The 8,953-nt window shown below is 59.7% G+C and carries 8 protein-coding genes; 4 read left to right on the forward strand and 4 right to left on the reverse strand.

The window, feature by feature from the left end:
• Positions 1-49: 49 nt before the first annotated feature.
• Positions 50-1,279: a multifunctional CCA addition/repair protein gene (locus tag B3520_RS02325; protein ID WP_286805318.1), complete on the reverse strand. Its 1,230-nt coding sequence runs from the start codon at positions 1,277-1,279 to the stop codon at positions 50-52.
• Between the two features lie 371 nt (positions 1,280-1,650).
• Between B3520_RS02325 and B3520_RS02330 the strand changes: the two genes are divergently transcribed.
• The 3 genes from B3520_RS02330 to B3520_RS02340 all read left to right on the forward strand — a co-directional run bounded on the left by B3520_RS02330 (position 1,651) and on the right by B3520_RS02340 (position 6,002).
• On the forward strand, positions 1,651-2,559 hold the full coding sequence (locus B3520_RS02330; protein ID WP_265365636.1) for a DMT family transporter: 909 nt from the start codon (positions 1,651-1,653) through the stop codon (positions 2,557-2,559).
• Between the two features lie 233 nt (positions 2,560-2,792).
• Complete coding sequence (locus B3520_RS02335; protein ID WP_265365635.1) at positions 2,793-3,446, forward strand: TorF family putative porin; 654 nt, start codon at positions 2,793-2,795, stop codon at positions 3,444-3,446.
• Positions 3,447-3,716: 270 nt separating this feature from the next.
• Positions 3,717-6,002: a TonB-dependent receptor gene (locus B3520_RS02340; RefSeq protein WP_286805321.1), complete on the forward strand. Its 2,286-nt coding sequence runs from the start codon at positions 3,717-3,719 to the stop codon at positions 6,000-6,002.
• Between the two features lie 13 nt (positions 6,003-6,015).
• On the opposite strand, the gene B3520_RS02345 is transcribed toward B3520_RS02340, so the two are convergent.
• The 3 genes from B3520_RS02345 to B3520_RS02355 are packed head-to-tail and all read right to left on the reverse strand — an operon-like array spanning position 6,016 to position 8,461.
• Positions 6,016-6,705 carry a glycerophosphodiester phosphodiesterase gene (locus B3520_RS02345; RefSeq protein ID WP_286805322.1) on the reverse strand — a complete coding sequence of 230 codons (690 nt, stop codon included), beginning with the start codon at positions 6,703-6,705 and terminating at the stop codon, positions 6,016-6,018.
• Between the two features lie 5 nt (positions 6,706-6,710).
• Complete coding sequence (gene murU, locus B3520_RS02350; RefSeq protein WP_339619111.1) at positions 6,711-7,388, reverse strand: N-acetylmuramate alpha-1-phosphate uridylyltransferase MurU; 678 nt, start codon at positions 7,386-7,388, stop codon at positions 6,711-6,713.
• A gap of 5 nt (positions 7,389-7,393) precedes the next feature.
• Positions 7,394-8,461, reverse strand: coding sequence for an aminoglycoside phosphotransferase family protein (locus B3520_RS02355; RefSeq protein ID WP_286805324.1), 1,068 nt, complete (start codon positions 8,459-8,461; stop codon positions 7,394-7,396).
• A gap of 302 nt (positions 8,462-8,763) precedes the next feature.
• Here B3520_RS02355 and B3520_RS02360 point away from each other — a divergent pair.
• Positions 8,764-8,953: hypothetical protein (locus B3520_RS02360; protein ID WP_286875323.1), on the forward strand; the 190-nt coding region annotated here is incomplete at its 3' end.

An 8,953-nucleotide genomic window follows, 5' to 3' on the forward strand; every position in this document is an offset into this window, starting at 1 on the left:
GATTAGCGCAACGCGCGTAATCCGACAACACCATCCGACACCCCCCCAGTCAGGACGCGCGGCTCGCCTTGAACTCCGAAAGCCGCGCCAACCGCTCCCGATCCAGCGCCTCACCAAAGGCTTTCCCGGTGTGGCCCTGGGCCGCAATCTCACGGTTGTCGATCGCCTGGCAGGCTTTCAGGGCACCGCGCAGATAATCGGCCTGGGCGTAATCCCGATCTTCAAAACCGGTACGCCCCCGGGCGTCGGCCTCACAGCAGAGCAGGAATTGCTCGAACTGTTCCGGTTTACGAAAGGCATCCGCCGCCCTGAGCAGCTTCAGTATCGTGGCCGGTTTCAATTCCAGCGCCCGATGACCGTGGGTGTGATACTCCGCCGCCAATCGGGCCAGGCGGCGGTAATCCTTGGGTGCGGTGATACGTTCGCACAGGGCATCCACAAGAGGCAGGCTGCGTTGCTCGTGACCGATGTGTCGGGGCCACTCTTCCTTCGGCGTCACGCCCTTGCCGAGATCGTGAATCAGAGCGGCAAAACGGACCCGTGTGTCTCCGGTCAGTTTTGCCGCCTGCTCCAGCACCATCAGGCAGTGCACGCCGGTATCCACCTCCGGATGATGCTCCGGACGCTGGGGGACACCGAACAGGGCATCCACTTCCGGCAGTACCCGGGCGAGCGCGCCGCAGTCGCGCAGGCACTGAATAAAGACCTGCGGGTCCCGCTCCCCCAGAGCCCGTTCCATTTCTTTCCAGACCCGCTCGGGCACCAGGTGATCCACCTCGCCACTGGCGACCATGTCGCGCATCAGCGCCAGGGTGTCCTCCGCAACGGTAAAACCCAGATGGTGATAGCGCGCCGCAAATCGGGCAACGCGTAAAATGCGGACCGGATCTTCGCTGAACGCCGGAGAGACATGCCGGAGCAGACGTGCCTCCAGATCCCGGGCGCCGCCGTAGGGGTCCACCAATTCGCCGCGCTCGTTCTCCGCCATGGCATTGATGGTCAGGTCCCGCCGGGCCAGGTCCTGCTCCAGAGTGACATCGGGGGCGGTGTGAAACTGAAAACCGGTATAGCCGGGTGCGGTTTTTCGCTCGGTGCGCGCCAGGGCGTACTCCTCTCCCGTCTGCGGATGGAGAAACACCGGGAAATCCTTGCCCACGGGCGTAAAGCCCTGAGCCTGCAGGTCCTCCGGGCGCGCGCCCACCACGACCCAGTCTTTTTCCGAGTAGGGGTAACCGAGCCGCTTGTCGCGCACTGCGCCGCCCACCAGATAAATATCCATAGAGATTTCACTGCAAAAAGGAGATAAACGACAAAATAATACGGTGCATCATGTTCTCACAAAAAAATCGGCTTTGCTCGTTGTGCTTTGCGTGAGCATCGCTTAATGTATCGGTTCGTTATGTGTTTCCCGCAGGTTTGCCTGTTTTATCCGAGGTCTGTGATTCAATGAACGTTTTCCGTATGCCGGTGGTGATTCTGGTGGCGCGCGCCCTGCGTTGGGCGGTGCGTATGCACCCTATGGCGCGGTGGAAAACGAGGCAACCCTGACAAGACAGCCTGTTCCGTTTTCAAAAAGCCGCAGCAACCACTGCGGCTTTTTTTGTTTTGGGGCCGCATGGAATTGCTGCCTCAACAAAAGGAGTGTGACTCGTGCAGGTGTATCTGGCCTATGGCCTGGTGGTATTGATTTGGTCGACCACGCCGCTGGCGATCCAGTGGAGCAATGACAGCGTGTCGTTTCTTGCCGCGGTGCTGATGCGAATGGGGCTGGCCGCTGCGCTGGCGGTGGTGTTGTTGGCGTTGCTGCGTCGTCGGTTGTTTGCCCAGCCTGGGGTGTGGAAGGCCTACCTGGCCGCGTCATTTGGCATATTTCCCAATATGCTGGTGATCTACTGGTCGGCGCAGTTTATTCCCTCGGGGCTGATCGCCGTGATTTTTGCGCTCTCCCCTTTTGTGACCGGCGCGTTGAGCTGCGTCATCTTGCGCGAAAATCCGTTTAACCGCCGCCGAGTGATCGCCCTGCTGGTGGCCGTAGCAGGCTTGTGCATTATTTTCTGGGATCAGCTTCAGATTGATGCCCGTTCGGCGTTCGGCATCGGCGGGATTTTACTCTCTTGCGGGTTGTTCAGTCTGAGCAGTGTCAGCCTCAAGCGCCTGGATCAGGGAGCGGGTCCCCTCGAGCAGACCGCCGGGGCCTTGATATTTGCGGTGCCGGGGCTCTTTCTCTGCTGGTGGTTGTTCGACGGACAATGGTCGGTGACGTTATCGGAGCGAAGCCTGATTGGGCTGCTTTACCTCTCGACGCTGGGCTCACTTCTGGGGTTTACCTTGTTTTATTTCGTTTTGCAGCGAATGACGCCCAGCGCGGTTTCGTTGATTACACTGATGACACCTGTGTTGGCCCTGTTGCTGGGCACTTTGTTTGCCGGCGAGCGGATATCCGTTTCACTGGTGGCCGGGGCCGCGCTGGTGTTGGTGGCACTGCTGGGTTATCTGGACCTGGGGATCGAGCGATTGTGGGGCAATCGGCGCCAAAGCTCATCGGCAGGGCGTCTGTAACTTCATGGTGCGCCATAGGGCGACAGGCTGCGCCAAAATGGTGCGCATAAAAAGTAATAACGCTCGGCGCTGGCTGGCTTATTTTTGTAACGTATTGATATAAAAAGGAAATTTAAAGTTGGCTCGGTCTTCGCTAAAGCACCGGTACCTGTACAACAATCGGGTAAGCCCCTCGGTTCGCCGAGAGCCTGGGGCACAAAACTCGAAGATCGCCAACGTTAGAGGAAGAACTCATGAACATGAAGCAAAAAATCCTGGCTGGTGCCGTCGCCGCGTCTGCAATAGCTTCTGCCGCTCTGGCTCCTGTGGCTCACGCCGAAGTGTCCGCCTCGGTGGGTGCTGCCAACATGTACTACTGGCGTGGTTATGATCTGGGCAACGGTGATCCGGCGGTCTGGGGCGATATCAACGTAAGCAGCAACGGTTTCTATGCCGGTATGTGGGCTTCCTCTGGTGACGCCGCCAACGGTACCGAATACGATCTGTACGCAGGTTACGGTTCTGAGGTCGGTGGGTTCACTTATGACATCAGTCTGTGGAGTTACTCTTACCCATCAGAGCCGGTAGCCAGTCCGACAGGACCTGGAGATCTGGTTGAAGCCGTTATCGGCTTGGGCTACGGAGCATTCTCACTGACCTATTACGATAACATTGAAAACAGCGCCAATCCTGATGGTGAAGACTACTGGTACACTACAGTGGGTGCTGCAGTTGGTGATTTCTCGTTCACTTACGGTGTGCACGAGTATGACTATGCCCACTTCGATATTGGTTACGCTTACAACGAAAACCTGAGCTTCACGCTTGGTCTGGTAGCTGACGATGTGGATGGAACCGAGAACGACGAAGCCAAATTCGTAGTCGGCTTCAGCATTCCGATCGAATAAGCTCACGTTTCCGGCCTGAAACCTGAGAAAAGGGTGCCTCATTGAGGCGCCCTTTTTTTGTATTGGCGGCACCTGATTCCCTCTCAATGCGCCCATATGTGCCAACCCGACGCGCTGCGTGGAACCCGGGCAGTGCGGATGCTAAGGTTAGGTCAGCCGTGGCCTTCGGTCGGCGACGGCATTTGGGGCAAGTTCGAGGTACGCCATCGATGTGAAGTGCTCGGCGAGGAGTTTGCCGGTTTGTGCTGCAAGGATAAAAGGAGAACGCGCATGCAGCGAACGTTACCCACCCAATTCATTACCTCCAGTCTCACCCACGGCGCTTCGCCGTTTCGCGCTCGCCGCTTCGCTTTGGCGCTGACGGCCGGGCTGTTGACTTGTGCCGGTTCATCAGTCTCTGCCGCCACCTCTCAGTCGGTGATTGAAGAGGTGCTGGTGACCGCCCAGAAACGCGAGCAGTCGATGCAGGATGTCTCCGTCGCCGTCACCGCTTTTTCCGGGGCGGCCATCGAAAAGATGGGCTTTGAAGAAGGCCTGGATATCACCCAGCAAGTACCCAATATGAATTTCTTCGCCATCTTTGGCGAAGCGTCCAGCCCGTCGATCAGTCTGCGCGGTATCAGTCTGGTGAATTTTTCCGATTCCTGGGAGTCGCCGGTCGCACTCTATGTGGATGACGTCTATCGGGGCAATCCCGCCGGTTCGGCGATTCAGCTGTTTGATCTTGAACGGGTGGAGGTCTTGCGTGGCCCCCAGGGCACCCTTTACGGGCGCAATACCACCGGTGGCCTGGTTCACTACGTGTCCAAACGGCCCACGGAAACCTTTGAGTCCTCGGCCAGCGTCAGTTACGGACGCTACGCTGAAGTGATTGCCGAAGGCATGATGTCGGGACAGCTGGCGGATGGTTTGATGGGACGTGCCGCCATCAAACGCACTCACAATGACGGCTGGCAGGTCAACGCGGTGGATGGTCAGAAGCTGAACGACACCAACAGTTTCGGTTACCGCCTGCAATTGCTGCGCGACTACGATGACGATGGTCAGTGGTTGCTGAACGTTCATGGCAGTCAGGCCGACCAGCAATCCGTGGGCTTTGCCCACATGGGCTATCTGGAATCGGCGGATGAGTCGGCGGCGACCTGTAGCATCGCTCGGATTCAGTCGGGGCTGTGCACCAGCGCCACTTTTGACATGACCGGGCGCGAAGCGGCCGGCGGCATTTTCGATCCCGGCCAGGTGGCTTCGAGTTCGCCGGGTGGCCTGACCACGGACATCAAAACCTTTGGCTCATCATTGACCGTGGAGTTGCCGGTCACCGAGGGTGTGACTTTCACTTCGGTCAGTGCACTGGAAGCCCTGGACAAGTTCATGCAGGACGACGGCGATGGCACGCCGGTGGTGTTTTTTGATGAGCAGTACTCGGTGGACGCCGAGCAGCTTACTCAGGAGTTCCGTGTGAATGGCCGAAGCGCCCGGTCCAAATGGGTGACCGGGCTGTATTACTACGATGATCACCGCGATCTGCTGACCGAGGCGCCCACCACCGAAAGCGCCCGAACGGATGACTGGTATGAATTTTTTCATCGCGAGGATGTGTCGCTCGACAGCCAGTCCTGGGCGATATTCGGTCAGTATGAATACGACTTTACCTCCCAGCTCACCGGTATCGCCGGGGTGCGCTATACCGAAGAAAAGCGTCAGTTCCGTCAGGATGCGGGCCCGAGTTTCTATGAGGAGATCGATGTTCGGGACAGCCTGGAAGAGGACTCGGTAACCGGCAAGCTGGGTCTGGATTGGCGCCCCAACCCGGATACCCTGATTTACGGCAGCGTGTCCACCGGCTTCAAGAGCGGCGGCTTTTCCGGCAGCTACAACGCCTCCCTGGAAGCGACCCGGCCGGTGGAAGCGGAAGATATCACCAATCTGGAACTGGGTTATAAAAACACCATGGCCGGTGGCCGCGTGCGGCTCAATGCCTCAGTGTTTACCTATGAGGTGGAAGGCTATCAGGCGCAGGTGTTCTTGACGGTGGCCGATGGCAGTGTGATCACCAATGCGGGCGATGTGACCGGCACCGGTGCCGAGGTCGAGGTGAATGCGCAGGTTACCGACAACTTCGAAGTGATTGCCGGGCTGGGTTGGCTCGATACCGAATTTGATTCCGATCAGATCTTCATCGTGGCCGGGGATGAGTACACCTTCGATGGCAACGAACTCCCCTCGGCCCCCAATCTGACCTATAACCTGGTGGCCCGTTACTACCAGGGTCTGGGAGATCGCGGGGAGCTGACTTATCAGGTGGATTACAGTTGGCAGGACGATCATTTCCTGCAGATTGAAAATGATCCCTACTCGAAACAGTCGGCCTACGGACTGGTCAACGCCAAGCTGAGCTGGATGTCCCCCGAGGGCACCTGGACGTTGGCGGCTTTTGTGACCAACCTGACCGATGAAGAGTACTTCACCTATCAGAACACTCTGGGTTCCGATTGGGGTTACGGTGTCTGGGGTAAGCCGCGTATGGGCGGCGTGCGTGTGGGGTGGAAGTTCTGAACGCGCCGGCCGGTCAATTCTCGGCCAGATAACGCATCAGTCCATCGGGGTGGTCGGTAAAGATGCCGTCCACCCCAGCTTCCATCAGGCGGCGCCAGTCTTTGGGGTGATTGGCGGTGTAGATCCACACTTTCCTGCCGCGCTGTCGAATATCCTCAATCAGCGCTTCGGGCATGAAGTCCTGACTGAGGTGCACGCTGTACGCATCGATCCGATCCGCGCTCTGCGCAAGATCCAGCGGTACGCCGTAGAGTAGCAGCCCGCGCCGGACCTCGGGCAGGCGTTGCTGTAACTGAGCCAACTGGCAGTGATCGAAGCTCGAGACGATCCAGGAATCGTGGCTCTGACCGGTATTCTGGCGGTGGGCAGTGAGAATGCGCACCAGGGCGTCCACGCAGTCCGGGCCTTTCAGTTCGATATTTAGCAGGGCGCGCTCACCAACCAACTCCAGTACCTGGCTGAGCCGGGGCAGGTGCTCACCATTGCTCAGGCGCAGGGCTTCGAGGTGATCCCGCGACAGATCGGACAGGACCTCATAGCCGGCAATCTCACGCCCCAGACGGCGGTCGTGGGTCACCCACAGCTCGTCGTGTAACTGCCACACATCAATTTCAATCGCCGGTGCGCCCATGGCCAGGCTGCGACGGATGGCCTCCAGGCTGTTTTCCGGCCCGGGCCCACCCCGGTGTGCGATACATAGCATAGTGATTACCCCGTGGTGGATTGCAGCTGTTGCTCCAATTGGGAGAGGCGCTCGGGCGTACCCACATCACTCCATTGGCCGTGGTGCACCCGACCTTCCAGTTGTCCGGCCTCGATGGCGGGGCGCAGGGCTTCCAATAGCGGAAACACCGACCGGCGCTCGGGGTAGCGGGCCACCAGCGCCGGGCGCAGAAGGCTGACCCCGGCAAAGGTATAGCGCTCGGCGTCTGTCGCCAGGCCAACCCGCGAGGCGGACAGGCTGAAGTCGCCTCGGGGGTGAAATGTCGGGTTTGGGACCAGCAGCAGCCGGCCCAGAGCGGAGTCGGGCAGGATGGGCTCGGTCAGTGTCGGTAGCGGAAAGTCGGTCCAGACATCGCCATTGATCAGCAGGAAGGGCGCCTCGCCCAGCAGAGGCAGGGCCCGGTAGATGGCGCCGCCGGTTTCCAGGGGCTCGGGTTCGCGAGAATAGTGTATCGCCAGGCCAAAACGGTTGCCGTCTCCGGCAAACTGCTCGATTTTTTCGGCCAGGTAGGCTGTGTTGATGATGACCTCGCGTACGCCGGCTTGTGCCAGTGCCTCCAGGTGGTACTGCAGCAGTGGCTTGCCGCCCACCGCCAGCAGGGGCTTGGGGGTGTGGTCGGTGAGCGGGCGCATGCGCTTGCCCAGCCCGGCAGCGAGGATCATGGCTTTCACGGGGTGGTCTCGCCCGCCAGCCGATAGTCCTCGTACCACGACTGGCTCTGGGCCTTGGGCAGCACCTTGTGTTCAAACCAATAGCGAAAATCGGCCAGCTCGGGGTAGTGGCTGGCCACTTCGAGCACATAGCGAATGACCAGGGGCAGGTGTTTCAGATACTGGGGCTTGTCGTCGCGCAGGGCGAGGCGGGAGAAAATGCCCAGCACTTTCAGGTGTCGCTGCAGCCCCATCCAGTCGAACCACTGCAGGAACTGGCTCTCGGTGACGTCCTCCAGCAACCCGATGCCGCAGGCCATATTGCCGTAGCCCAGGGCCCACTGGCGGATCTGGTCGGCGGGCCAGCGGATGTAACAGTCGCGCAGCAGGGACACCAGGTCATAGGTGATCGGGCCCCAGACCGCATCCTGAAAGTCCACGATGCTCATACAGCCGTCGGGCCGGATCAGCAGATTTCGGGAGTGGTAGTCCCGGTGCACGGCCACCTGGGGTTGCTCCAGGGCGCTCTGTTCCAGGCGGTCAAAAACCTCTTCCAGCAGTGAACGCTCTTCGGAGGAAAGATCCAGCCCCAGCATGCCCTCGAGGAACCACTCGATAAACAGGTTGAGCTCCCGGCGCAGGAAGGCCTGGTCGTAGGGCGGGAAATGTTCACTGCCGGGAGTCTGCTGCAACGCGAGCAGTTGCATCAGCGCCTCGCCGTACAGGGCGGTGGCGGACTCTGGCTGCTGGCGCAGTGCGCGGTGCAGCAACCGGTCGCCAAAATCTTCCAGCAACAAAAAGCCGTTTTCGGGGTCTACCGAGGCGACCTTGGGAACCGCGATGTGGTGGTTGAGCAAGTGCTGGGACAGCTCGGCAAAGCGGCCAGCGTTCTCCTGCGGAGGCGGGGCGTCGACGGCCAGCAGCGAGGGCTCGGTGTTCAGGCGGTAGTAGCGGCGAAAGCCCGCATCACCGTTCAGGGGCGTGAACTGCAGCAACTCCGGTGAGCTGTGGGCGTGCAGCTCGGCCAATTGGGCTCTGGCCCAGTGTTCCAGTTGGTCCTGTCGAGCCGCGAGCGGGTCGGTCATGGGGCGTCCTCGTTATTGTGGATACTGCGTACTGGAATTCTAACCCGGTTTGACCGCAAGAAGTCAAAGCCGGTAGCCGGAAAAAGGGTTGAATCCCGGGCTTTCATTCCATGACCGGGCTTATTCAAGTAGAATTCCCGGCGTTTCGCACGGTTCCTGTCACTGGCCCACATCAGCCTGAGGTACCCAGGCAACGAGCCAGGTCGATATCAAGGCCAGGTCAATATCCAGATAGTCCCAACACCGAGATCGTTAGCTACATGGATTCAGTCTATTCGCTTTTTCGCTCAGCAGGGTCCGAGGTGGGCCGTCGCTGGCTTTGCTGTCTGGTGCTGGCGGCCAGTCCTCAGGTGCTTGCCCAGGCGGGTGCTGACGGAGCCCGGGAGACCGAAGAGCGTGACGCAGAGGCCAGCGATCTTGACTGGGTGCCCGCCGAGGCGTTGACCGAGGCCCAGAAAGCGACCCTGCCCACCGGCTGCTGTGGGGCCTATA

The sequence above is a fragment of the Marinimicrobium sp. UBA4509 genome, assembly GCF_002388575.1.
GTDB classification, from domain to species: Bacteria; Pseudomonadota; Gammaproteobacteria; order Pseudomonadales; family Cellvibrionaceae; genus Marinimicrobium; species Marinimicrobium koreense.